The organism is Pseudomonas sp. SGAir0191, assembly GCF_002812565.2.
Classification (GTDB): domain Bacteria; phylum Pseudomonadota; class Gammaproteobacteria; order Pseudomonadales; family Pseudomonadaceae; genus Aquipseudomonas; species Aquipseudomonas parafulva_B.
On sequence record NZ_CP025035.2, the window covers coordinates 1879988 to 1905106 of the forward strand.

At 61.7% G+C, this 25119-nt stretch carries 19 protein-coding genes and 1 tRNA gene; 10 read left to right on the plus strand and 10 right to left on the minus strand.

Annotation, left to right across the window (positions count from 1 at the left end; all coding sequences use genetic code 11):
• Positions 1 to 111: 111 nt before the first annotated feature.
• On the plus strand, positions 112 to 2001 hold the full coding sequence (locus tag CWR53_RS08555) for a propionyl-CoA synthetase (RefSeq protein ID WP_100851244.1): 1890 nt from the start codon (positions 112 to 114) through the stop codon (positions 1999 to 2001).
• Positions 2002 to 2021: 20 nt separating this feature from the next.
• Here CWR53_RS08555 and zapE read toward each other — a convergent pair whose 3' ends face one another.
• Complete coding sequence (gene zapE, locus CWR53_RS08560; protein ID WP_100851245.1) at positions 2022 to 3110, minus strand: cell division protein ZapE; 1089 nt, start codon at positions 3108 to 3110, stop codon at positions 2022 to 2024.
• Between the two features lie 120 nt (positions 3111 to 3230).
• Entirely contained in the window at positions 3231 to 3473 is a 243-nt protein-coding gene (locus CWR53_RS08565) for a DUF465 domain-containing protein (RefSeq protein ID WP_058637376.1), read from the minus strand.
• A 256-nt stretch (positions 3474 to 3729) separates the two neighbouring features.
• On the opposite strand from CWR53_RS08565, the gene CWR53_RS08570 reads away from it, so the two are divergent.
• Positions 3730 to 3804 (plus strand) — tRNA-Gln (locus CWR53_RS08570).
• 156 nt (positions 3805 to 3960) lie between these two features.
• On the opposite strand, the gene CWR53_RS08575 is transcribed toward CWR53_RS08570, so the two are convergent.
• From CWR53_RS08575 to CWR53_RS08585, 3 genes are read right to left on the minus strand one after another with little or no spacing between them, the layout of a single operon-like run.
• Entirely contained in the window at positions 3961 to 6348 is a 2388-nt protein-coding gene (locus tag CWR53_RS08575) for a response regulator (RefSeq protein ID WP_100851246.1), read from the minus strand.
• Between the two features lie 13 nt (positions 6349 to 6361).
• The gene (locus tag CWR53_RS08580) at positions 6362 to 6820 is read right to left on the minus strand and encodes a response regulator (protein ID WP_027914629.1); all 459 of its coding nucleotides are present in this window, start codon (positions 6818 to 6820) and stop codon (positions 6362 to 6364) included.
• A 15-nt stretch (positions 6821 to 6835) separates the two neighbouring features.
• The gene (locus CWR53_RS08585; RefSeq protein WP_100851247.1) at positions 6836 to 9082 is read right to left on the minus strand and encodes an ATP-binding protein; all 2247 of its coding nucleotides are present in this window, start codon (positions 9080 to 9082) and stop codon (positions 6836 to 6838) included.
• A 267-nt stretch (positions 9083 to 9349) separates the two neighbouring features.
• Here CWR53_RS08585 and CWR53_RS08590 point away from each other — a divergent pair, with 267 nt between their 5' ends.
• From CWR53_RS08590 to CWR53_RS08620, 7 genes are all read left to right on the plus strand, one after another.
• Positions 9350 to 9877 carry a spore coat U domain-containing protein gene (locus CWR53_RS08590; protein WP_100851248.1) on the plus strand — a complete coding sequence of 176 codons (528 nt, stop codon included), beginning with the start codon at positions 9350 to 9352 and terminating at the stop codon, positions 9875 to 9877.
• 28 nt (positions 9878 to 9905) lie between these two features.
• Positions 9906 to 10442: a spore coat U domain-containing protein gene (locus CWR53_RS08595; RefSeq protein WP_058603834.1), complete on the plus strand. Its 537-nt coding sequence runs from the start codon at positions 9906 to 9908 to the stop codon at positions 10440 to 10442.
• 18 nt (positions 10443 to 10460) lie between these two features.
• On the plus strand, positions 10461 to 10994 hold the full coding sequence (locus tag CWR53_RS08600; protein WP_058603835.1) for a spore coat U domain-containing protein: 534 nt from the start codon (positions 10461 to 10463) through the stop codon (positions 10992 to 10994).
• 3 nt (positions 10995 to 10997) lie between these two features.
• Positions 10998 to 11501 carry a spore coat U domain-containing protein gene (locus CWR53_RS08605; protein ID WP_058603836.1) on the plus strand — a complete coding sequence of 168 codons (504 nt, stop codon included), beginning with the start codon at positions 10998 to 11000 and terminating at the stop codon, positions 11499 to 11501.
• Positions 11502 to 11540: 39 nt separating this feature from the next.
• Positions 11541 to 12317: a molecular chaperone gene (locus tag CWR53_RS08610; RefSeq protein ID WP_100851249.1), complete on the plus strand. Its 777-nt coding sequence runs from the start codon at positions 11541 to 11543 to the stop codon at positions 12315 to 12317.
• A gap of 99 nt (positions 12318 to 12416) precedes the next feature.
• A complete protein-coding gene (locus tag CWR53_RS08615; RefSeq protein WP_100852606.1) occupies positions 12417 to 14714 on the plus strand; it encodes a fimbria/pilus outer membrane usher protein in 2298 nt (765 codons plus the stop codon).
• Positions 14711 to 15679, plus strand: coding sequence for a spore coat U domain-containing protein (locus tag CWR53_RS08620; protein ID WP_100851250.1), 969 nt, complete (start codon positions 14711 to 14713; stop codon positions 15677 to 15679). The genes CWR53_RS08615 and CWR53_RS08620 overlap by 4 nt, the downstream gene beginning before the upstream one ends.
• A gap of 8 nt (positions 15680 to 15687) precedes the next feature.
• Here CWR53_RS08620 and CWR53_RS08625 read toward each other — a convergent pair whose 3' ends face one another.
• From CWR53_RS08625 to CWR53_RS08640, 4 genes are all read right to left on the minus strand, one after another.
• Positions 15688 to 16836, minus strand: coding sequence for a M14-type cytosolic carboxypeptidase (locus CWR53_RS08625; RefSeq protein WP_058603840.1), 1149 nt, complete (start codon positions 16834 to 16836; stop codon positions 15688 to 15690).
• Between the two features lie 83 nt (positions 16837 to 16919).
• Complete coding sequence (locus tag CWR53_RS08630; RefSeq protein WP_100851251.1) at positions 16920 to 17384, minus strand: nuclear transport factor 2 family protein; 465 nt, start codon at positions 17382 to 17384, stop codon at positions 16920 to 16922.
• Positions 17385 to 17575: 191 nt separating this feature from the next.
• Entirely contained in the window at positions 17576 to 18070 is a 495-nt protein-coding gene (locus CWR53_RS08635) for a DUF934 domain-containing protein (protein ID WP_027914639.1), read from the minus strand.
• Positions 18054 to 19706 carry a nitrite/sulfite reductase gene (locus tag CWR53_RS08640; protein ID WP_027914640.1) on the minus strand — a complete coding sequence of 551 codons (1653 nt, stop codon included), beginning with the start codon at positions 19704 to 19706 and terminating at the stop codon, positions 18054 to 18056. The genes CWR53_RS08635 and CWR53_RS08640 overlap by 17 nt, the downstream gene beginning before the upstream one ends.
• 211 nt (positions 19707 to 19917) lie before the next feature.
• Between CWR53_RS08640 and CWR53_RS08645 the strand changes: the two genes are divergently transcribed.
• Entirely contained in the window at positions 19918 to 21000 is a 1083-nt protein-coding gene (locus CWR53_RS08645) for an ABC transporter substrate-binding protein (protein WP_100851252.1), read from the plus strand.
• 286 nt (positions 21001 to 21286) lie between these two features.
• On the opposite strand, the gene metH is transcribed toward CWR53_RS08645, so the two are convergent.
• Complete coding sequence (metH, locus tag CWR53_RS08650) at positions 21287 to 24994, minus strand: methionine synthase (RefSeq protein ID WP_100851253.1); 3708 nt, start codon at positions 24992 to 24994, stop codon at positions 21287 to 21289.
• Positions 24995 to 25119: the final 125 nt, after the last annotated feature.

The following is a 25119-nucleotide window of genomic DNA, read 5'->3' on the forward strand; positions in this document are numbered from 1 at the left end:
CAAGTTGCAAAAATGCAGGTCGGTTAGGCCATATCGCGCCTGGCGTCTGGGTGCAGGGCATCCATACTCAGCGTTCGCCCTTCAAGAACAACAACATCGGGTCAACTCACCATGAGCTATCAGCACAGTTACGCCCAATCCATTGCCGACCCCGCCGCCTTCTGGGCAGAGCAGGCGCGCTCGGTAGCTTGGTACCGCGAACCCACCGTAGTCCTCGAGAACAATGCCGATGGCACTCACCAGTGGTTCCCTGACGCAAGCTTGAACAGTTGCTACCTAGCTCTGGATCATCAGATCGAGCAGGGTCGGGGGGATCAGTTGGCGCTGATTTACGATTCCCCGGTGACCGGCACACAGCAGACATTCTCTTACCTTCAGCTTCGCGAAGAGGTCGCGCGGCTGGCCGGCTTGCTGCGCCAGCTGGGGGTGCAAAAAGGCGATGGCGTCATCATCTACATGCCGATGGTGCCCCAGGCCGCCATGGCCATGTTGGCCTGCGCGCGCATTGGTGCTGTTCACTCGGTGGTATTCGGCGGGTTTGCGGCCAATGAACTGGCGTTGCGCATCGATGACGCGCGCCCGGTGTTGCTGCTGACCGCTTCCTGTGGGCTGGAGTTCGAGCGGGTCATCGAGTACAAGCCATTGGTTGATCGCGCCCTGGCGCTAGCTCGCCACCGCCCGCACAACGTATTGGTCTGGCAGCGGCCCCAGGCGCAAGCGCCATTGCAGGCAGGGCGAGACCTGGATTGGGCTCAGTCCGTAGCCGATGCGCAGCCAGTGGCGCCTGTTGAACTGGATGCGGCAGACCCGCTGTACATCATGTACACCTCAGGTACCACCGGAAAACCTAAAGGCATCGTTCGCGAGAATGGCGGCAATGCCGTCGCGCTGCACTATGCCATGCGCACCGTCTACGGCATGCAGCCAGGCGATGTCTGGTGGGGCATCTCCGATGTGGGCTGGGTGGTGGGGCACTCCTTGATCGTGTACGGGCCGCTGATGTGCGGCTGCACGAGTGTATTTTACGAAGGCAAGCCCATCCGCACGCCGGATGCTTCTGCCTACTGGCGGGTGGTTGAGCAGTACAAGGTCAATGCGCTGTTCTGTGCGCCCACGGCCATGCGTGCCATCCGCAAGGAGGACCCTGACGCCGAGCTGCTACGCAAGCATGACCTGAGTTCGTTGCGCCAGTTGTTCCTGGCAGGCGAAAAACTCGATTCCAGTACCCATCAATGGCTGGAGCAGGTAAGCGGCAAGCCGGTGCATGATCATTGGTGGCAGACCGAGACCGGCTGGCCGGTGACTGCGCCCTGCGTGGGGCTCGAGGGTAGCGCGGCAAGAGCAGGGTCGAGCAATCGCGCGGTGCCTGGATATCATGTGCAGGTGCTCGATGACGACGGCCATCTGGTCGGGCCCAATCACCAGGGCGCGATCGTCATCGCACTGCCGTTGCCGCCAGGCTGCAGCCAGACGTTGTGGGGCGATCACCCGCGCTATGTCCAGGCTTACTTAAGTACGTACCCCGGCTACTACCACACAGGTGACGGCGGCTATCTGGATGAGGACGGGTTCGTCTACATCATGGGTCGCACAGATGATGTGATCAATGTTTCCGGGCATCGTCTTTCCACGGGCGAGATGGAGGATCTGGTCGCGCGTCATCCTGCTGTCGCCGAGTGCGCAGTGATCGGCGTTCACGATGACATCAAAGGGCAGGTGCCACTCGCGTTGGTGGTGCTCAAGGACGGCGCCGGCATTGTGGAATCGCAGTTGCTCGTCGATCTTGTGGCCAGCGTACGGGAGGAGATTGGCGCATTGGCCTGCTTCAATCAGGTCCGGCTGGTCAAGCGTCTGCCCAAGACCCGATCTGGCAAGATTCTGCGCGCGGTACTGCGCAAGATCGCCGATGGCCAAGCGTACACGCCTCCCTCTACGGTGGACGATCCGGCAGTCCTGCAAGAAATCGAAGCGGTGCTCTCAGGGCTTGCGAGGGCGAGCTAAGAAGGCTGATCCGGCCCCGCTCAGCTTTCGGCGCCTGCGGGGCCCACTTGCTGTAGCTGGCCCAGGCGACTGCGCGTGCGCATCAGGTCTGCGAGCGATCCTTCAAGGCTTTCTACCAGCGGGCGTGAGCCAATGAGAGTCAGTTGTCGGTCCTGGTCGTAGAGCACGTCGACCACGTTGACGAAACGCTGCTGGGCAGCAAGCGAGCATGTCCCCAGGTCGCCCAGGCCTTCGATGATCCAGTGCGAGTATTGCCGGGCCAGTGCCAGGTAATCGATCACGGCTGTGGGCTGCTCGCACAGGTCTTCGAAAGTGAACCTGATCTGGTCGCCCTCAGCGCCCTGTAGGCGTAGCGGACGATTATTGACCATGAGGGTATCGCCCTGGGTCGTCGGCATGTGCAGGGACTGGCGCTGCATATCGGTACCGGGCCAGATGTAACGGCCCTGCGTGAAGCGTTGCAGTGCACGGTTGGCCGGCAGGCTGCGAAAGTCCGTTTTACCGCCGACTTCCTTGATGACCATGCAGTGGTTGATCAGGTCGATCACAGGCTGGAATCGCTGGTGGTAAAGCGGATTGGGCAGCAACCCTTCAGGTGCGTAGTTGCTGGTGAGCACCAGCAATGTGCCCCGTGCGAACAGGGCCTCGAATAACCGCGTCAACAGCATGGCATCCCCAATGTCATGCACATGAAATTCATCGAAACACAGGATGTCGTTCTGTCCGATCAATTCGTCGAGCGTGATGCCGATGGCGTCACCACTTGCCTGGTGGCGATGCACGCCCTGATGCAAGCGGGCGAAGAAATCATGGAAGTGCCAGCGCAGCTTGGCTGGGCTGGGCACCCACTGGAAGAAGCCATCGAGTAACCAGCTTTTACCACGACCGACCGGGCCGTGCAGGTACACGCCCGTAGCGTGCCCCGCTCTGTGCTGTTCAACCTGCTGCGACATGCAGGTGATGGCCTGACGTTGACTCTCGCTAAGCGTAAAGCCGCATCGGCGGGCCTTGTCATCGAAAGCGGCAGCCAAGTCATTGCTGGGCGCTGCTGCACAGTGACTAAAGCGCTTGCCAAGGTGGCGCAGCGGGGCAGGTATCCAGGCGGGCAAAGGCTCGTTTCCTTGTAACAGACGGTAGCGAGAATCTTGCACTAGCCTTGGCTGTATGACCAATCGAGAAAGTGACCGCCAGTGATCACCTGCTGCGATAGGTCACCGCACCCGGGCACCTTATGCCTTGGGTTGCAGTTGACGCTCGATCATGTACTTCACGGTCAACCGGCGCTCCTTGAGACGACGAAGGTCTTCGTCCTCGAAATTGCCTGCCGAGATGGATTCGGCCGCCAGCACCTGGTTGTCGATGTCGACATATTCGTCGAGCAAGCGGTCCAGGGCTTTATCGGTCTGACGACGTTGTTGAACGATTTCACGAGGGTAGTGCAGGTCTTGATACAGATCGTGTGAAACAGGCATGGCATCCTCCATGGGCATGACGGTGGCGATAACCATTGGAATGAAGGTTTGCGATTGCGTTGACGAGAAGGGGCAGGAATGCGACGAACGGTATTGCCGCATTGTTGCTGACGACTAACTCGCTGTTTTTTGGTAATTTTTTTAACAGAGGGCTTCCCAAGCTCCAACATTGTTGATAAAGTGCCGCGCATTCCAAGACAACAACGCGTTGTCAGTTACTTGGAGTTGTCAGAGCAGCTTCAGCTGCATCCGATACAGGGGCGTCGCCAAGCGGTAAGGCAGCAGGTTTTGATCCTGCCATGCGTTGGTTCGAATCCAGCCGCCCCTGCCATTTTCTACATTTCTATTTTCAGTGCATGGGCTACCAGCGCTGAATTCGTCGTTTCTGAGATTCGCAATTTTCCGGCAGACTGCATTTGATCGAGAGGCGCATCCTGCAAAGCGCCTCTTTTCAAAAGCCGTCCATGGCGGATCCTCAACCTATGCGTCAGCTCGCTGTACCCAGCATCTCGTTCAGTGCCCTGGCAAGTTCGTCAGCTTGTACCGGCTTTTGAATGACCAGGCTATCGGGCAAGTCCAGCCCTTGGAGCTCCGCATAACCCGTCAGGAACACCACGCGCAGGTTGGGGTAGCGCTCTCTCGCCGCCATGGCCAGCTGAGCACCATTGAACTCAGGCATGGCGAAGTCGGTGAGAAGCAAGTCGATATCATCGTCCAGCAGGGCCAGTGCCTGCTCCCCGCTGTGTGCCTGACGAACCTGATACCCATACTGACGCAGGACATCGCCTAGCATGTCGCGCACCAGATGGTCGTCATCCACCAGCAGCACATTACGGTTGTAGCCGCTCTCGGTGATGGTATGGGTCAATGGCAGCGGTTCCGGTTCGCTCACGACCTGATCCTTCACCGCAGGCAAATAGACGGCCACTTCGGTGCCTCTACCCGGTGCGGTATCAATGCGCACCCCGCCGCCCGACTGCTTGGCAAACCCGAAGACCTGCGCCAGGCCCAGGCCGGAGCCCTTGCCGATGTCCTTGGTGGTGAAGAACGGTTCGAAGACCTTGGCCAGTACCTCCTCGCTCATGCCGCACCCCGTGTCGCGGATGCTCATCATGACGTACTCGCCAGGGTCTGGATCTTCCGGGCGGCGTGGCAAGTCATCGATGCGCGTGTTGCGTGTGGACAAGGTCAGCTGGCCGCCCTCGGGCATGGCGTCGCGGGCGTTGATCGCCAGGTTCAGGATGATCATCTCGGTCTGGGTCGGGTCCGTAAGCGCCTGCCAGAGTGATTTGTCCAGGTCCAGGCGTACGGAGACATTGCCGCCCAGGGTACGGCGTAGCAGTTCTTCGAGTCCGTCAAGCGTGCGGTTCAGGTTCAGTGGCACGGGTTCGAGCCGTTGGCGCCTGGAAAATGCCAGCAATTGCGAGGTCAGCTTGGCGCCGCGTTCACCTGCTTCCCTGATGTGAGTAAGCCTGGTTCGTGCCTTCTCGACATCGGCTTTCACCAGGTCGCGCTCCAGAAAGCTCGCCCCAGTCAGGATCACGGTCAGCAAGTTGTTGAAGTCGTGGGCCACCCCCGCGGTAAGCTGGCCCACAGCCTCCAGACGCTGCATCTGTTGCAGGGCGGCCTCGATACGCTCACGCTCGCTGATCTGTTCGCGCAGGCGGGCATTGGCCTCGGCCAAACCCATTGCAGTTTCACGCTCGCTGGTAATGTCCCGCGCGACCACGTAGAGCAGGGTGTCCTCCGGTACCACAACCCACGACAGCCAACGCTGCTGGCCACCTGCGTGAAGAATCCGGCCCACAAACCGCGCGCTGGTGCGCCCATGGGCCAGGGACGCCAGTTCGGTTAGCAGCAGTTCCTGATCCGCCTCCGGCAACAGGTGCAGCAGCGAAGACTGGCTCAAGCGTTCCCGCGACAGGCCCAGGCTGGCTTCCCAGGCTGGGTTTAGCGCCACCGGTGTCAGGTCGTGGTTGAGCACGGCCAGCAGGTCCTGGGAGAGCTCCCAGGCGCGATCGCGCTCACGGGTACGTCGTTCGACACGCTCGCCGAGCATTTCGTTGAGTTGGCGCAATGCCTGAGTGGCCACGCGCTGGGTGTGAATATCCTGAAGAACACCTGAAAAACGTACGCACTTGCCGTCGACGAACTGGCTCTGGCCACTGCTCAGGACCCACCGGGGCTCCTGGCCATCGGGCGGCACGATGCGAAACTCCATGCGATAGTTGCCGCCACTTTCCGGGCGCATGGCCAGGTCGACGGCTTTGCGAACCATCTCCACGTCGTCTGGATAAATGCCAGCGTAGAACACCTCCAGGCTCATCTCGGTGTCCGGCGGCAGGCCGAACAATGCCTTGCAGCGTTCATCCCACGCCAGCACTCCCTCTTGGGGCCTCAAGTCCCAGGTCCCCATGCCCGCAGCGTTGATAGCAATGCGCGCGCGTGCTTCCACCTCCGCCAAGGCCTCTTCGGCACGGCGTCTGCGCTGGCGCTCCTGCACCTCGGTGAGTGCACGGCGCACCGCCTTGGGCAACAACGGCAGGTTTTTCTTTAGCACGTAATCGGTGGCGCCCAGGCGAATCATCTCTACCGCATGTTCCTCTCCGTAGATACCGGAGAGGAAAATGAAGGGCACATCAGGGGCCAGACGCTGGGCGATCGAAAGCACTTCGGTACCGGATGAACCAGGCAGCACGCAATCGCACAGGATCAAGTCATAGCGCCCTTCGCGAAGGGCATGCTCGACGCCGTTGTGATCGAAGACAAGATGAGACTGGATGCGCAACCCGCTGCGCTCAAGGCGCATCAGGGTTAGCTCGGCGTCCATCGAGCTGTCTTCGACCATCAGTAGATGTAGCGGGGTAGACTGCATCGTGGTGCAGGCCTCAGTTGCCGCGACGGTTCAGGCGCAACGAGCCGGGTGGAGGCTCGTTGAGTACCGCCCAGAAGATGCCCAGGTCGGAAATGGCGGCAACGAATTCCTTGAACTCGACGGGTTTGACCACATAAGCGTTGACGCCCAGTTCGTAGGCGCGCAGCAGGTCGGGTTCTTCGCGGGACGAGGTCAGCATCACGGTCGGAATGCTGCGCAGCTCCGGGGAGGCGCGCAGCGCCTTCAGTACTTCCAGGCCATCAACTTTCGGCAACTTGAGGTCGAGCAAGATCACGGCAGGGTTGCCGTCATCGCGGTCGGCGTAGGCCTCGCGGCGCAACAGGTAATCCAAGGCATCTGCGCCGTCGCGCAGCACGATGACTTCGTTGGCCAACTGGCTGCGCTCCAAGGCCAGGAGCGTCAGCTCCAGATCCCGAGGGTTGTCCTCGACCAGCAGGATGGGTTTTAGCATGATAGGTGCGGTACCTCAGTGTGTCGCGGATGGGCGCGGTAGTGTGAAATGAAAACTGGCGCCTTTGTCGATCTGGCCTTCGGCCCAGACACGGCCATCGTGCCTTTCAATGATGCGGCGAACACTGGCAAGGCCAATGCCCGTGCCTTCGAAATCCTCCATGCGATGCAAGCGCTGGAAGACGCCGAACAGCTTGCTGGCATAGGCCATGTCGAAGCCCACGCCATTGTCCCGGACACAGACCTCGGTCTCGGTTGGGTGCTGCACAGCTGTGATCTCGATGCGGGCAGGTGTTCGTCCACGGGTATATTTGATGGCATTTGCCACCAAGTTGTTCAATGCCAGGTTGATGAATGCCGGGTCGCCATAAGCCCGGGGCAGCGGCGCGATGTCCCAGATGATCTCACGCCCGGCGTAGTCGGGTGCCAGTTCAGCGCGAATGGCTTCGACCAGAGCGTTGAGGTCCACTTCCGACATGCGCAGGGCAGAGCGGCCCATGTGCGAGAAATGTAGCAAATTGTCGACCAGGTTGCCGGCAAAATGCGCCGCTTCGCCGATGTGTTGCAAGAACCTTTTGCCCCGTTCACTCAAACCGTTGCCTTCCATTTCGCCCAGCAATTCCGTATACCCCGCGATATGGCGCAAGGGCGCCCGCAGGTCGTGGGAAACACTATACGAGAATGCCTCGAGCTCCTTGTTGGAGCGGCGCAATTCGTTGGCCATCTGCGCCAGTTCTTCAGCCTTGCGCAGCACGATACCCAGGACCGCATTGCGCAACTCCATTACGCCCTCGATGACCAACGGGTCCCAGGGTGCACAGTAACCGTGCAGTTGCTCCTGCCAGCGTTCGAAACTATGGCGAGGCGCGAGGTTGCCCAGTGGTGCGACTTCCTTGGTAGGCTGCCCAGCCCATTGGACGCTACGCACCTGTTCGGGGCGGAACCACAGCAGGTAGTGCGAGTGGATTTTAGAGATGGCCACTGCCAGTACGCCGCCGGCATGCTCGGCCAATTCGGGCAGCTCGCTGACGTCACGGCGTACATTATCCGTCTGGAAAACATCTTCACCTTGGCGGGCCAGCCAATGGACCAGCGCATTGACCTGTGCCTCTGGCGGGGCAGCTCCGATCAGCTCGCAATGCTCGGCAGAAATGATCGCAGCGCCTTGAGCACCTGCAAACGCCAGGAGCACATCGGGCAACGTACGCAGGCCTTCGCTGACACTGTCGTGGTCGGCCATGGAAGAAATCATCCGCACGATGTATTGCCGCAATTCCAGTAACTGGTGAGTGCTGGCATGGGCTTCACGGGATTCGATCTGCAGGGACAGGACGCTGGCCAGCAGTTCACAAGCGGTACGTGTACGCAGGGCCACCGATCGCGGCTGTGCGTGATGGCACGAAATGAGTCCCCACAGTTTGCCATCCACCACGATGGACAATGACATCGATGCCAGCGTATCCATGTTGCGCATGTATTGCAGGTGCACGGGCGACACGCTACGCAAGCTCGTGAAGCTCATGTCCAGCGGTTTGCCGGTGGTTGGGTTGAGTGGCGGTACCAAGGGAGACGGCTGATAGTTGGCATCCTCGATGACGCGGATGCGGTTGACCCGATAGAGCTCACGCGCCTGGCGCGGTATATCCGAGGCAGGGAAGCACAGGCCCAGGAAACTTGGATAACCTGCGTCGGCAACCTCGGCCAATACCTCACCATTGCCGTCGGCATCAAAGCGATAGGCCTTGACCCGTCCGAAGCCGGTCACGCGCTTGAGCTGTACAACCGTCTGCTGCAGCAATTCCTCCAGGCTACCCGCCAGGTGCAGGCTACTGACGAAGGTGCGCACCAATGGGTAGTAGTCACCTTGAGCAGTCAGGTCCTCGGGCACTCTGAGCGGCTCGAACTCGACGATCAGCACCTGGTCGTGCCGATGCGCCAGCAGATGGAGCTCCTCCCGGCTAGATGCCCTGTCGTGCAAGCGCACATCACCGATATGAAAAGGAAAGACCTCGTCCTCCGGCAGCCTCGCCAAGTGCTGGCGCAGGTCGAAGCCGGCCTGGACGATTTCGCCGAAGCTGCAACCGAGCACCGATTCGGCGGGCGCTCCCAGCCACTGCACGATGTTGTCACTTGCCTGCAGGACCTGCAGATGCTCCGGATCGAGCACCAGAACAAAACCGTGAGGCTGAACGCTACCCGGCACTTGAATGGGCTCTTGAGCGCAGCGTTCGATCGCCTGTGCAAGTGTTCGGTCGGTGGTCATCGAAGAAAACGCTCCTGTCATTTGGGACCCTGCAAGCCGCACGAGTCTGGGGCAGGATGATGGTGATACACCCTATCAGAATATCGCTTCGCCTGCCGTGCTTTGGCCGTTGAAACCCACCTTGCATGGAGGCTGCTTCGCGCTGTCCAGATCTTGCCATGGCCGTTACTGCTTTTTTGCTAATACCAAAAAACAGGCGTGTCGGCCGGTTCGAAAGTGAGCCCGCTGCTAGGCTTGAAACGAGAGTTGAATGGCAGGGACGCTAACGTGAACAATCGTTTGTTTGCCGCGCTTGTGGGCCTGCTGCCAGTCGGCAGTGCCCTGGCGGCAGATTTTCTGGTCGAAGTGAGGGTATTGGTGGAGCGCGGCTGCATGCTCGTCAACCCTGCCCGGGAGGCGGGAGCACAGGCACTCGGGCGCATCGACTTTGGTGCAGTGTCACGATTGGATGGCCCGCAAGCACCTCGAAGTGGAACGCTGTTGGGGCCTTCAGTGCCGCGGCTGGAGTGCAACCCGGACACGCCCTATCAGGTACGCGTGGACGCTGGCCAACATGGTGGGAGCGGGGCGGTGCGGTTCCTGGCCATGTCAGGCTCCAGCGCCAGGCCCATTCCCTACCGGTTATTTCGTGATGCGGCCGGGCGGCAGCCGATGTTGGTCGATGAGCCGCAATCATCACGGGTGCCTGGCAGCGGCTGGGTCGACCTGCCGTTGTACGCGAGGCTGGACAAGCTGGCCTGGGCCCCTGAAGCAGGGCGGTATGCCGACATGCTCAAAGTGACGGTCACCTGGTAGGTCAACCTATGCACAAGGACGTGAGGCCATGAACCGTTCCTCGATGCTGCTGCTGACCCTTGGTCCCTTGCTCGTACCGGGCGGCGCGGCGCACGGCACCAGCACCGGTTTCATCCAGGCGCAACTGATCATCAGCGCTGCTTGCCAGATCAGCAGCGATGAAACGCAACCGGCGACACTGGCCAACCCTGGATTGATGGATTTCGGTGCCCGAGGCCCTAATTGGGAAGAGCCCGTGCGCAGTCGGGTGGATGACGTCGGCACGCAGGGCAGCTTGCAGATCAGCTGCACGCCTGAAGTGCGTGCGTTCAAGGTGAGCATCAATGCGGGCATGAACGGCGACGACGGGATACGCCGCCTGAGCAATGGGCGCGAGTTGATCCCTTACCAACTGGCCGTCGATCCTGCCGGCCGCAGCCACTATCCGGTCGGCCAGGCCCGGCCCTTCGTCATCAGCAGCACCCGGCAGATGCCCATTCCCATATATGGCGTGCTGGTCGCACAGCCTCGTGCGCTACCCGCTGGCCTGTATCGCGACACCCTCAGAGTGACCCTGGACTGGTAACCCATCAAGGAGATATCGATGCGAACCCACCTCTCACGCTGCATCCTCGCCGGGCTGGGCATGGCGCTGGCGTCCCAGGCGCCGGCAGCCACCGTCACCGGTACCATCAACTCGACACTGACCCTGATTGCGGCTTGCCAGGTCAACGGCAGCTCAGGCACCTCGGGCCTGAATTTCGGCAGCCTGAACTTCGGCACTCAGGATGCCTTGTTCGGTACGGCCAACGCGCAGGTGCTCGGCGGCAGCGGCGGGGCACTTAGTGTGCTGTGTTCAGCGGGCACGGTGCCGGCCATTCGGGTACGCGCAGGCGCCCACGATGGTCAGTCCACCGGGGGCACCCGTGCTCTGGCAGACGGCGCCGGCAATTTCGTTCCCTATGACTTCTATACCGATGCGGGGCGCACGCAGTTGCTGGCCATCGACGGCACGATCACGTTGCCGACCAGCACCGGGGTTGCGCAAACCGTCAACCTCTATGGGCAGGCACGTGGCAAGGCAGGTCTGCCCGCGGGGGTCTATACCGACACCGTCGCCGTCGAGCTGTCGTTCTGAGGCATGCGCGTTTGGCGTGCAGGGACCGTTGCCGGGTGCATGCTGATGCTGGCTGGCCCCCTGGGTGCGGCCACCACCAGTACCTTCGCGGTAAATGCGCAAGTTGTCGCCGGTTGTCTGGTCATAGGGGGCGCCACGCAGTACGGCACCCTGAACTACGGTACGCAGTCAGCCTTGTCCACGGCCGTGCTGAGTACGGCATTGGGCGGTTCGAGCGTGACGCTGCAGTGCACGCCAGGGGTAGTGCTGAGCATGAGCCTGGATGCTGGCCAGAACGCGAACGCAGGCGTGCGCAACCTCAAGCGTACGGGAGGCACGCAGGTAGTGCCCTACCAGTTGTACCAGGATGCTGCGTTGGCGCAGGGCATCGGCATTGGGCAAAACGTGAACGTGAGTTATGCCGACCCTGCAGCGGTAAGGCTGCCAGTCTACGGAAGGCTCCAACTACCCGGAACGGTGCCTGCCGGCACCTACACCGACGTAGTCCAAGTGACATTGACCTGGTGACCGGTCGATGTCGCCAACATACCGTCCAGGGAGGGCTTCATGAGAGAGCGCAGCAAATGGATCCGAGCCTTGATGCTGATGTGCAGCGTGGCTGGCCAGCCGGTGTTAGCCGCCACGTCGGTACTGATCTGGCCCATTGACCCTGTGCTGGAAGCGGGACAGAAGGCGGGGGCGCTGTGGCTGGAAAATCGCGGGACCGCGGCGGCAAGCCTTCAAGTGCGTGTATTTGCCTGGCGTCAGGGCCGCTTCGAGGAGCAGTTCAGCGCACAACGTGAAATCATCGGCAGCCCGCCGGTGGCCACTATCGCACCCGGTCAGAAGCAACTCATTCGCCTGACGCGCACAGGTGCGGCACCCGCCGGTCAGGAACAGGCCTACCGCATCATCATCGACGAAATTCCCCCCGCAGTGCCCGTGGACAAGGCCGAGGCCGGGACCACGGCCGCAATTCGCCTGCAGATGCGCTACTCGGTGCCGCTGTTCGTCTACGGGGAAGGCCTGTGGGGCCGCCCGGACCCGAACGGCGAGCGCAACGAGCAGGGTGTAGGCAAGCCCCAGCTGACCTGGCAGCCGGTGATGGTACAGGGCAAGCCGTACATCGAGTTGCGAAACACCGGCCCGGTGCATGCACGCCTGACCGATGTGGTGGTGCAGCAAGGCAACCAGGCCAAACCAGTTGCAGAAGGGCTGCTGGGCTATGTACTGCCCGGGGCCAGCATGCGCTGGCCAGCGCCGCTGGCCGTGGGGGCCGGTGGAATACTCAAGGGCCGGGTCAACGGCCAGGGCGAGGCGGCCGTCATCAACCAGGGTCGATAAGTTACAGGCAAGTCACAGGGCCAGGGAGGGCCCGGCAATGGTCAGGACCGATGCGTGAAGAGGTTCGCGACGAAGCGCCTGGGGTATCTGGGGCTGGCACTGGCCGGTTCTACCCTGGTGCTGGCGGACGACCTGCCGCCGCCGCCAACGGAGCTGTCGGCGGTTGCCGATGCCACCTTGTACCTGGACCTCACGGTGAACCAGATGCCAAAGGCTGAATTGGTGCCGGTGCAGCAAAGGGCCGGGCGCCTTTACATAGGCAGTGACGTGCTGCGCGCAGCAGGCCTTGCGTTGCCCGGCGATCCCTCAGGCGACGTGGCCCTGGACGCCGTTGCTGGGATGCATGCCGAATATGACAGCCAGAACCAGCAACTGCGGCTGGATGTGCCCCCAGGCTGGTTGCCGGACCAGCAAGTCGGTGAGCGCACGCTTTACCCGCCTACCGATGCGCGCAGCAGCTTCGGTGCCTTGTTCAACTATGACCTGTACCTGAACGATACCGATGACAGCGGCACCTACCTCGCCGCCTGGAATGAACTACGCGTGTTCGACAGCTGGGGGACTGTGTCCAGCACTGGCCAATGGCGGCGCTCGTTCAACGGCGTGACGCGCAGTGGCACGGGTGATGGATTCCTGCGTTACGACACCACCTGGCGCTTCACCGACGAGCAACGGATGCTGACCGTCGAGGCCGGTGACCTGATCACCGCCGCCTTGCCCTGGAGTAGCTCAGTGCGCCTGGGCGGGCTGCAGCTATCCAGGGATTTTGCCGCCCGGCCAGACCTTGTGACCTACCCGTTGCCCGCCTTCGCAGGCGAAGCGGCCGTGCCAACGTCCCTTGAGCTTTTCATCAATGGTTACCGGGCCAGCACCACCGAGTTGCAGCCTGGCCCCTATACCCTGACCAACGTCCCTTTCATCAACGGTGCCGGCGAGGCTGTGGTGGTGACCACCGACACCCTGGGCAGGCAAGTGTCCACGACCCTGCCGTTCTATGTGACCAGCAGCCTGTTGCAAAAAGGGTTGACCGACTATGCGGTGGCAGCCGGCAGTCTCAGGCGTGACTATGGGGTGCGCGACTTCGGATACGGCCCAGGCGTGGCCTCGGCCAGCCTGCGCCACGGCCTGAGCGATACCTTCACGCTGGAGGCCAATGCGCAAACGGCCGAGTCCCTGATGCTCGGGGGCCTGGGGACGAACATGCGCCTAGGGCAGTTCGGGGTGCTCAATGCTGCACTTGCCCAAAGCCGTTTGGAAGGCAACCAAGGTCAGCAAACCGCCCTGGGTTATCAATACAACAGTCAACGCCTGGGTTTCAGCTACCAGCGCCTGCAACGCCATGGCGATTACGCCGACCTAACCCGCATCGACCGGCGCGACATGCAGCTGAGCAGAAGCAGTGAGCAGGTGACGCTGAGTTTGAACCTCAACCAGTATGGGAACCTGGGCGCCGGTTATTTCGATGTACGCGCCGGTGACGGCACGCGCACGCGTTTGATCAACCTCAGTTACAGCAGGCCCCTGTGGGGCAACAGCAGTATTTACTTCTCTGCTAACCGAGAGGTGGGTGATCGCCAATGGGCGGCGCAGGCGCAACTGGTGATTCCGTTCGACATGACCGGCACCCTGGCCTTGGGGATCGAACGCAACAAAGACGGCCAGCACCAGCAGCGGGTCAACTACAGCCGGGCGGTTCCGGTGGGCACCGGGGTGGGCTACAACCTCGGGTATGCCACCGGTAGCGATCGCCAGGCTTACCGCCAGGCCGACGCCACCTGGCGCCTGCAGTCGGTCCAGCTGCAGGCGGGTGTCTACGGCAGCAGTGGAGAAATGACCCGGTGGGCCGATGCCAGCGGCTCGATCGTGTGGATGGACGCCGGCCTGTTCGCGGCCAACCGCATCGATGATGCGTTCGTTGTGGTCAGCACCTCTGGCTACGCCGATGTGCCCGTGCGTTACGAAAACCAGCCGGTAGGCCGCACCGATAAACGTGGTCACCTGCTTGTGCCCTATAGCAGTGCCTACTACCGAGGCAAATATGAAATAGATCCGATGGATCTGCCGCCTGACATTCTGGCGCCGCAAGTCGAGCAACGCGTTGCCGTGCGCCGTGGCAGCGGTTATCTGCTCGACTTCGAACTCAAGCAGGTGCAGGCAGCCAGCCTGGAACTGGTGGATGGCAATCAGCAACCGCTGAGCCTGGGCAGCCGCGTCAGACACGTGCAAAGCGGCGCGCAGGCCGTGGTGGGGTGGGATGGGCTGGTCTACCTGGAAAATTTGCAGGCCACTAACCGCTTGCAGGTCGAACTGGCGGGGGGAGGGCAGTGCGAGGTTGACTTCACCCTGCCAGAAAGCACCGGCTCGATCCCACTGATCGGGCCGTTGGTGTGCAAGTGAGCCGCCATCAAGCCTGGCTCTGCGCAGGGCTTCTAGCGCTCTGCGCAGAGCCTGCCCTGGCCAAGTGCGCGTCGGTAGCCACCGCGCCCGCTCTGTTCGGCGCCCTCAATTCAACCCAGGTTCGCACCGCCGTGCAGACAGCATCCACGGCGAACGCCGGTTTACAGTGCAATGGCACGGTATTGAGCGTGCTCAGCAACACCGACTCGTTCAAGCTGACGGTACAGCCGTCCACGGGGGGGTTGCTTGGCCCTACAGGGGATGTCATCCCGTATACGCTCTACGCCGATGCCACCACCAACTTTCCCATCAGCCGCGGTGTTGCATTCGAGTACGGACGCACGGGTATCCTCGACCTGCTGGGCTTGCTCAACGGTACGCCCAAGACTGTACCGTTGTACCTTCGCACCCAGATCGGGAGTAACGTGGCGGCAGGTCTCTATCAGGAGACCCTCAAGCTGGACTGGACCTGGAACTATTGTGAAGGGCTTTCGCTGGGCGGGTTGTGCATCGGGCGGGATACCGGATCAGGCACCCAGTACCTGACCGTCAGCCTGACGGTGACCAATGATTGCCAGATCGTTACGCCGAATATCAACTTCGGTTCTGCGCCTGTGGTCAGCGCCTTCGCAACGGTCAACCAGAGCCTGAGCGTTTCCTGTACCAAAGGCAGTGCCTACAGCGTCGGGCTCAGCGATGGGCAGAACGTGCTGAGCGGGCGGCGGCGCATGAAGTCGGCTGCCAACAATTACCTGGCGTACGACATCTACAAGGGCGCAGGCACCGTTCGCTGGGGCGCGAGCGGTAGCGCCAGGCGGGCCAGTGCCGAGGCCGACGTCAACCCGGGCATAGGCACTGGCACTGGCAGTCAGGTTTTCAACTACAACGCCCGCGTCTATACCGACCAGGCTACGCCGCCGGCGGCGAGCTACTCGGACAGCGTGGTACTGGACGTCCAGTTCTGAGAGAAGGCTCAGCGCAGGTCGTCTACCATCGCGGCGAGCGTATCCAATACGGCGCTCGCCAATGCCTTGGAGCGCAGCCCTGACCAGCCCGTGCGCGGGTCGGGGGCATCGTCGTGGTCCTTGAACGGCATCTCCAGGGTCAGTGACAAGCAGTCGTGCGCCATCCCCACGGCGTTGCAGGCCAACGTCGTGTTGGCCTGGCCTGGCGCGTCACGGGTGTAGCCATGGGTGGTCTGGAAGTCTGCCGTCAGGCTCATCAGCGTGTTGCGGAAGGTTTCTTCCAGGTGGGCGAGGCGGGCTGTGTAACCTGGGTTGCCCTCGCAGGCGGCAGTGAATACATGGGGGATTTCTTCATCCCCGTGCACGTCGATGAAGGCGTCCACGCCATACTGTTTCATCTGCGCCTGGGCGAAGAACACTTCCGGAGTGAGCTCGACATTGGCGTCCTGCCAGGCGCGGTTAAGGTCCTTGCCGGCGTAATTGGTGCGCAGATGGCCCAGGAAGGCACCATCAGGGTTCATGTTGGGAATCAGGTACAGATCAGCGCGGCTCAGCAGTTGCTGGACAGTGGCGTCGCCAGCCTGCAAACGGTCGATCAGCCCCTCCATGAACCACTCGGCCATGTGCTCACCGGGATGTTGCTGGGCGATGAACCACACCTTGCGCTTGCCCGCTGCACCGTCGCCTGCGCGCAGCAGCGGGATGTCGCGACCCTGGACGCTGCGGCCGCTGGCCAGCAATGTGATGCCTGGGAGGGCGAGCGCACGTTCGATCAGTTGATTGTGGCGTGCACGGGGGTAGGGCTCGAAGTAGGCGAACCAGATCTGCGGTTGCTGCGCCGTGATCTCGAAGCCCAGGGCGGTACCATCGAATTGGCTGGGCACCCGAAACCAGGTCTGCTGGTCGTAAGAGGCCACGGCGTTGTAGCCAGTCCAGGCATTCTTGTAAGACGAGCCAGCAGCGTTGTCGAGGCTGAACCGGTGTTTCTGCCCAGGCGTCAGGCCGCTGACGCGAAAGTGAAACCACTGGTAGTGGCCACTGTGGGTGTCCGGCCGGATGGCGAGGCGGACCTGGGCAGGATTGCTGGCGTCGATGACTTCGATGTTGCCAGAATCGAAGTCGCAATCGATATGCAGCGGTGACAGCGTCACGGTCATGGGCAGGCTCCTTGGCGATGTTGTTGTGCAGCTACTGTACACCGCTTGCAGGCCTCAAAGCGCCTCTGTGCGCCTGGCCATGGTCAGAGCCCCAGCTGGCTGAGGCTAGGATGATCATCAGGACGTCGGCCGAGCGGCCAATGGAACTTGCGCTCGCTTTCTGCGATTGGGTGCTCGTTGATGCTGGCGTGCCGATAGTGCATCAGCCCGTCCGGGGCGAACTCCCAGTTCTCGTTACCATACGCCCGGTGCCATTGGCCGCTGTCATCGCGGTACTCGTAGGCATAGCGCACGGCAATACGGTTTTCGGTAAAGGCCCAAAGCTCCTTGATCAGCCGATAATCGAGCTCGCGGTTCCATTTGCGGGTCAGAAAAGCCTCAACCTCGACTCGCCCGCGGGGAAACTCGGCGCGATTGCGCCATACGGTATCGGGGGTATAGGCCAGCGACACCTTGGCAGCATCGCGACTGTTCCAGCCGTCTTCGGCCAGACGGACTTTCTCAATGGCGCTCTCGCGGGTGAAAGGTGGCAGGGGTGGACGGGACATCGCTCGACTCCTCGGCATGAATGTGTCCGAAAAGCGTAGCGTGGCTGGGGCAAAGCGAGAATCATCACCGGGCAGACTTCACAATTGCGTCGGCGACAACAATGCCGATGTGTGCGGAGTATCGGTGTGGTCGAGTGTGGGGGCTGCCCGTCACGACCGTGGCAGGTGCACGGCCGTGACGAACAACGGGCTCAGCGCCGGCGGAACAAAGGCAGCGGCTGGTCCGTGGCACCCTGGTAGGTGACCGAGAAGTCCTTCAGGCCCTGCAGGGCGTCTTCGGGGTCCTTGTCGGCGCGGATGGCGAATGCATCGAAACCGCAACGGGCCATGAAGAACAGCTGGTCGCGCAGCACATCGCCGATGGCGCGCAACTCACCCTTGTAGCCGTAGCGGTCGCGCAGCAGGCGCGCATTGGAATAGCTGCGCCCGTCCGTGAAGGCAGGGAAATTCAGGGCGATGACCTGGAAGTGTTGGACGTCCTCGCCAATCTCCTCAGCCTCCTGGTCGCTGTCCAGCCAGATGCCCAGGCCACCGTCGCGGGCTTTCAGGGCATGGGCATGGTCGCGCCACATCTGCAAGGGCACGATGTAGTCGTCGCAGTTGGTCAGTTCGTCGAACGAAGTTTCCTTAGGCAGCAGGTGCCAGGTTTCGTCGACGATCTGGTTGTGCTTAATGATTCGCTGCATACACGCGTTCCTTGAAGGGGTCGATGCCGATGCGTTGGTACGTGTCGATGAAACGCTCTTCTTCAGTGCGTTGTTCGACGTAGACGGCGATCAGCTTCTCGATCACATCGGCCATGTCGTCCTGGGCGAACGAGGGGCCCAGGATCTTGCCAAGGCTGGCGTCGCGCGCGGCGTTGCCGCCCAGCGATACCTGGTAGAACTCTTCGCCCTTCTTGTCCACGCCCAGGATGCCGATATGACCGACGTGGTGGTGCCCGCACGCGTTCATGCAACCGGAGATGTTCAAGTCGATCTCGCCAATGTCGAACAGGTAGTCCAGGTCGTCGAAACGACGCTGGATGGATTCGGCAATGGGGATCGACTTGGCGTTGGCCAGGGAGCAGTAGTCACCGCCTGGGCAGCAGATGATATCGGTCAGCAGGCCAATGTTCGGGGTGGCGAATCCGCTCTCGCGCAGCTCCAGCCACAGGGCATGCAGCTGGCGTTGCTCGACGTCGGCCAGGATGATGTTCTGCTCGTGCGAGGTGCGCAGGAAGCCGAAGCTGTAACGTTCTGCCAAGTCGGCTACGGCGTCGAGCTGCTTGTCGGTGAGGTCACCTGGGGCAACGCCGGTGGGTTTGAGCGACAGGGTCACGGCCACGTAACCAGGGCGTTTATGGGCGCGGGTATTGCGTGAGCGCCAGCGCGCGAACCCTGGATGTTCGCTGTCCAAGGCGCTGTAGTCGACATCGTCCAGCGCCAGGTACTGCGGATCGACGAAGTGACGCGACACGCGCTGCACTTCCGCCTCGGTCAGTGTGCTGCTGCCGCCACGCAGGTGGACCATTTCGGCCTCGACCTTTTCGGCGAAGACTTCAGGTGTCAGGGCCTTGACCAGAATCTTGATCCGCGCCTTGTACTTGTTGTCCCGGCGGCCGTAGCGGTTGTAGACGCGCAGGATAGCGTCCAGGTAGCTGATCAGGTCCTGCCAGGGCAGGAACTCATTGATGAACGAACCGACCACCGGTGTGCGGCCCAATCCGCCCCCGACCAGGACGCGGAAACCCAGCTCGCCAGCGTCGTTGCGCACCGGCTCAAGGCCGATGTCGTGTACTTCGATGGCCGCGCGGTCCTGTTTCGAACCGTTGATGGCGATCTTGAACTTGCGCGGCAGGAAGGCGAATTCCGGGTGGAACGTGGTCCACTGACGGACGATCTCGCACCAGGGGCGCGGGTCGATGACTTCATCGGCGGCAACGCCAGCGAACTGATCGGTGGTGGTGTTGCGCAGGCAGTTGCCGCTGGTCTGGATGGCGTGCATCTGCACGGTCGCCAATTCAGCCAGGATGTCGGGGATATCTTCCAGGGCCGGCCAGTTGAACTGCACGTTCTGGCGGGTGGAAATGTGCGCGTAGCCCTTGTCGTAATCGCGGGCGATTTTGGCCAGGGTACGCACCTGCCGGGCATTGAGTTGGCCATAAGGAACGGCGACACGCAGCATCGGCGCGAATCGTTGAATGTATAGGCCGTTCTGCAGGCGCAGCGGGCGGAATTCTTCCTCGCTCAGCTCACCGGCCAGGTAGCGGCGGGTCTGATCACGGAACTGCTTGACGCGGTCCTCGATGATCCGCTGATCGTATTCGTCATATACGTACATAAAAGTCCTGTCTCAGGCATGCAGCTATTCGCGCGCACGGCCGCGCACTCCGGTTCGGAGCCGGGGCACCATAGCAGGTTGTATTTATGCGCAAAAGTGATGTTTTTGCATATGAAAAGAACCAAACGGACTATGTGAGACTGACTGCCATTTATGCGCCAGTTCTGACCCGAGGGGTATAATCCTGGGTTTGCTTCAGAGACGTCAGCCTATGCTCAAGGCCCTATACCGCTGCCTTTGCCTGTGCCTCGCCCTGCCAGTGAGCGCAGGTGCGCAGCCGGTGTCAGTGGTTTTCCTCAACCCGGGCTCGCCAGACGAGACATTCTGGACCAGCTACAGCCGGTTCATGCAGTCCGCCGCTGACGAACTGGGCATGGACTTGCGTGTGGAGTATGGCGAGCGCCGGACCGATCTTGCCCTGAGCCAGGCCAGGGCGGCCCTCGATGGGCACAGGCGACCTGATTACCTGGTACTGGTAAACGAGCAGTACATCGCCCCCGAGATCATGCGCCTGTCGCAAGGGGCGGGGGTCAAGCTGTTGCTGGTCAACAACGGCTTGACGCCTAGCCAGGCGCGGGCTGTCAGCGCTCGGCCTGACAAATTCGCGCAGCCGTTGGGTTCTTTGACCACCAATGACGAACAAGCCGGTTTCCAGATGTTGCGTGAAATGATCGCGCAATTGCCTGCCACCAGTGGCCCAGTGGATTTGGTCGCGTTCTCAGGCGTGAAAACTACGCCTGCCTCGCAGCGCCGGGAAGAAGGCATGCGCCGCGCCTTGGCCGACTTCCCCCAGGTGCGCTTGCGGCAGGTGGTGTACGGCGGGTGGAGCCGGCAGCGCGCCTACGAGCAGGCGCGGTTTCTGCTCGAACGCTACCCACAGACACGGCTTGTATGGTCGGCCAACGACGAGATGGCCTTTGGGGCCATGCAGGCGTTCGAGGAAGCGGGGCTCAAGCCAGGCAAGGATGTCATGTTCAGTGCGGTGAACAGCTCCGGGGAGGCGTTGCGTGCGCGTCTGGATGGGCGCTTGAGTGTACTGATGGGCGGGCATTTCAGCCTTGGGGGCTGGGCCATGGTCATGCTGTATGACGATGCCCACGGCCTGCCGTTCGGGCGCGACGGCCTGCGCAATTACAGCCTGCCTGTGCTGCAGAGCATCGACCAGGCCAAGGCCGGGCAATGGCTCAAACGACTCGAGTTGGCCGACCACGGGGTGGACTTCAAGGCGTACAGCGCGATAGGGCGCACGGCTGGCTATCAGTACCCGTTCCTGACGTCACCGGTCGAATACTGAAAAGCCCTGCTTGAGCAAAGGTCTTTGCTGGTCTTAACTGCCGATTGTACGGTGCATTCCCATAATCACTACAAGAGGCAATGCCATGACCAACCCAACGAAGTTGCGCAAGCCCAGCCATGGCGTCGATACATGGGCAATCCTGTGCCTGGTCGCGCTGGTCGTCATCACGGCGGTGTATTGGGGCACTAACCCCTAATCCTGCTCACCGATCACATGGCGCATCAACACTGACGCGCCTTGTTTCCAGCTGCGCCCCACGGGAACCGCTGGATGCGGGTGTGCCTTAGCTGTCATACCCGAGGTTTGGCGCCAGCCAGCGCTCGCTGACACTTACTGGTTGACCTTTGCGGGTGCTGTAGCACTCGATCTGATCCTTGTCCACCTTGCCCACCGCAAAGTACTGCGCCTGCGGGTGGGCGAAATACCAGCCGCTGACAGCCGCGGCCGGGAACATGGCGTAATGCTCGGTCAGGAAGACGCCGCTTGGGCCGGTTTCGCCGATGGCGCTGCCGTCGAGCAGGCGGAACAGGGTTTCTTTCTCGGTGTGGTCGGGGCATGCCGGGTAGCCCGGCGCCGGACGGATGCCACGGTACTGCTCCTTGATCAGCGCTTCGTTGTCCAGTTGCTCCTCCCGGGCATACCCCCAATAATCCTTGCGCACCTGCTCATGCAACCATTCGGCGCAGGCCTCGGCCAGGCGATCGGCCAGGGCCTTGACCATGATCGAGCTGTAGTCGTCGCCTTTGTCCTGGTACGCCTTGGCGACTTCTTCGGCCCCGATACCGGCCGTGGTGATGAACCCGCCCACGTAGTCGGTCACACCGCTGGCCTTGGGGGCCACGAAGTCGGCCAGCGACCAGTTGGGCTTGCCGTCGGGCTTGATGGTTTGCTGGCGCAGGTGGTGCAAGGTCGCCAGCGCAGCGCCGTCTTCGCCGTACACCTCGATGTCGTCATCGGCCACCTGGTTGGCGGGCCAGAAGCCAAACACTGCGCGAGCACTGATGAGTTTTTCGTCGATCAGTTTGTCGAGCATCTCGCGGGCGTCCGCATACAGGGCAGTCGCCGCCTCGCCAACGACTTCGTCCGTGAGAATTCGCGGGAACTTGCCCGCCAAGTCCCAGGAAATGAAGAACGGCGTCCAGTCGATGTATTGGGCCAGGGTGCGCAGGTCGATGTCATGCAGGACCTTGGTACCAGTGAAGGAGGGTACGGCTGGCTGGTAGCCGGCCCAGTCGTACTGGGGTTTGGCCGCCACTGCCTGGGCGTAGGTGAGGCGCTCGGTCCGGGCGCTGCGGTTGGCCGTGCGCGAGCGTACCTCTTCGTAGTCCTGGCGTGTGCGTTCGACGAAAGCCGCCTTGAGCTCCTTGGACAGCAATTGCGTCGCCACGCCGACGGCGCGAGACGCATCGGTGACGTAGATCACGGCGTCATTGCTGTACTTGGGCTCGATCTTCACGGCCGTATGGGCCTTGGAGGTGGTGGCACCGCCAATCATCAACGGCAGCTCGAAGCCCTGGCGCTGCATCTCGCGCGCCACATGCACCATCTCGTCCAGCGACGGTGTGATCAGGCCCGACAGGCCAATGATGTCGCATTTCTCGTCCCGAGCCGTCTGCAGGATCTTCTCGGCGGGCACCATCACCCCCAGGTCGACGATGTCGTAGCCGTTGCAGCCGAGCACCACGCCGACGATGTTCTTGCCGATGTCGTGCACATCGCCCTTGACCGTCGCCATCAGGATCTTGCCCTTGGCCTCGGGCTTGTCGCCTTTTTCGGCTTCGATGAACGGAATCAAGTGCGCAACGGCTTGCTTCATCACCCGGGCCGACTTGACCACTTGGGGCAGGAACATCTTGCCGGCGCCGAACAGGTCGCCGACCACGTTCATGCCGCTCATCAAGGGGCCTTCGATGACCTCGATCGGCCGCGCACATTGCTGGCGGCACGCCTCGGTGTCCTCGACGATGAACGCCGTGATGCCCTTGACCAGCGCATGCTCCAGGCGCTTTTCCACCGGCAGCGAGCGCCACTGCTCGTTCTCGACTTCCCGCGTGGCACCGCCGCCCTTGTAGTCGTCGGCAATGGCCAGCAGCGCATCGGTGCCCTGTGGCGTGCGGTTGAGCACCACATCCTCGACCTTTTCCCGCAACGGCGCTGGGATCTGGTCGTAGATTTCCAACTGACCGGCATTGACGATGCCCATGGTCAGGCCGTTGGCGATGGCGTGGTAGAGGAATACCGAGTGAATCGCCTCGCGCACCGGGTTATTGCCCCGGAACGAGAACGACACGTTGGACACCCCACCCGAGGTCAAGGCGTGCGGCAGGTGGTCGCGGATATAGGCGCAGGCCTCGATGAAATCCACGGCATAGTTGTTGTGTTCCTCGATGCCGGTGGCGACAGCGAAGATGTTCGGGTCGAAGATGATGTCTTCTGCGGGGAAGCCCACCTCGTTGACCAGAATGTCGTAGCTGCGCTTGCAGATTTCCTGCTTGCGCGCGGCCGTGTCGGCCTGGCCGACCTCGTCGAAGGCCATGACTACCACGGCTGCGCCATAGCGCTTGCACAAGCGGGCATGGTGCTTGAACTGCTCAACGCCTTCTTTCATGGAAATGGAGTTGACGATGCCTTTGCCCTGGATGCACTTGAGGCCAGCCTCGATCACCTCCCACTTCGAAGAGTCGATCATGATCGGCACGCGCGAGATGTCCGGCTCGCCGGCGATCAGGTTAAGGAAACGGACCATGGCCGCCTGGGAGTCGAGCATCCCTTCGTCCATGTTGATGTCGATGACCTGGGCGCCGGCCTCTACCTGCTGCAGCGCCACTTCCAGGGCCTCGGTGTAGTTTTCCTCGCGAATCAGCCGCGCGAACCTGGCCGAGCCGGTGATGTTGGTGCGCTCACCGACGTTGACGAACAACGACTGGCGATCGATGGTGAAGGGCTCCAGGCCCGAGAGGCGGCACGCCTTGGCGATCTCCGGGATTGGCCGTGGCGGGTACTTGGCCACGGCCTCGGCGATTGCCTGGATGTGCCCAGGGGTGGTACCGCAGCAACCGCCAATGATGTTCAAGAAGCCACTGGCGGCGAACTCCTCGACCACGGCCGCCATTTCCGCCGGGGTTTCGTCGTACTCACCGAAGGCATTGGGCAAGCCCGCATTGGGGTGGGCCGAAACGTGAGTGTCGGCCTTGCTCGACAACTCTTCCAGGTAAGGGCGCAAGTCCTTGGCGCCCAATGCGCAGTTCAGGCCGACGGATATAGGCTTGGCGTGCCGGACCGAGTTCCAGAAGGCTTCGGTGGTCTGCCCGGATAATGTGCGGCCGGAGGCATCGGTGATGGTGCCGGAAATCATGATCGGCAGCTCGATGCCGTCGTCCTCGAACACCTGCTGTACGGCGAAGATCGCCGCCTTGGCATTGAGGGTGTCGAAGATGGTTTCGATCAGGATCAGGTCGGCACCGCCCTCGATCAGCCCGCGGGTGGCCTCGATGTAGTTTTCCACCAGCGCGTCGAACGTGACGTTGCGGTAGCCCGGGTCGTTCACATCGGGAGAGATCGAGCAGGTGCGGCTGGTCGGGCCGAGTACGCCCGCCACGAAGCGCGGCTTGTCGGGTGTTTCCAGCGTCTTGGCATCGGCCACTTGGCGGGCGATGCGCGCCCCTTGCACGTTCAATTCATACACCAGCGATTCCATGCCATAGTCGGCCTGGGAGATCTGGGTGGCGTTGAAGGTGTTGGTCTCGAGGATATCGGCGCCCGCGTCCAGGTAAGCCTTCTCGATGGCCGCGATGATATCTGGACGACTCAGCAGCAGCAGGTCATTGTTACCTTTGACGTCGCTTGGCCAATCGGCAAAGCGCGTGCCACGATAGTCGGCTTCCTCCAACCGGTAGCTTTGAATCATGGTGCCCATGCCGCCATCGAGAATCAGGATGCGCTCTTTAAGTGCTTGTTGAAGGGCGTGAAGACGAGCGCTGCGGTCGGACATATGAACTACCTGGACGGGCGGAAATCAGAAAGTGCTGAATCATAACAAAGCTGCACGGTTTTTAGGGGTGCGCTCGGTTTCCATGAAATATGTTCATGTTGCCTGGGTCTTACTCAGCTATTAAT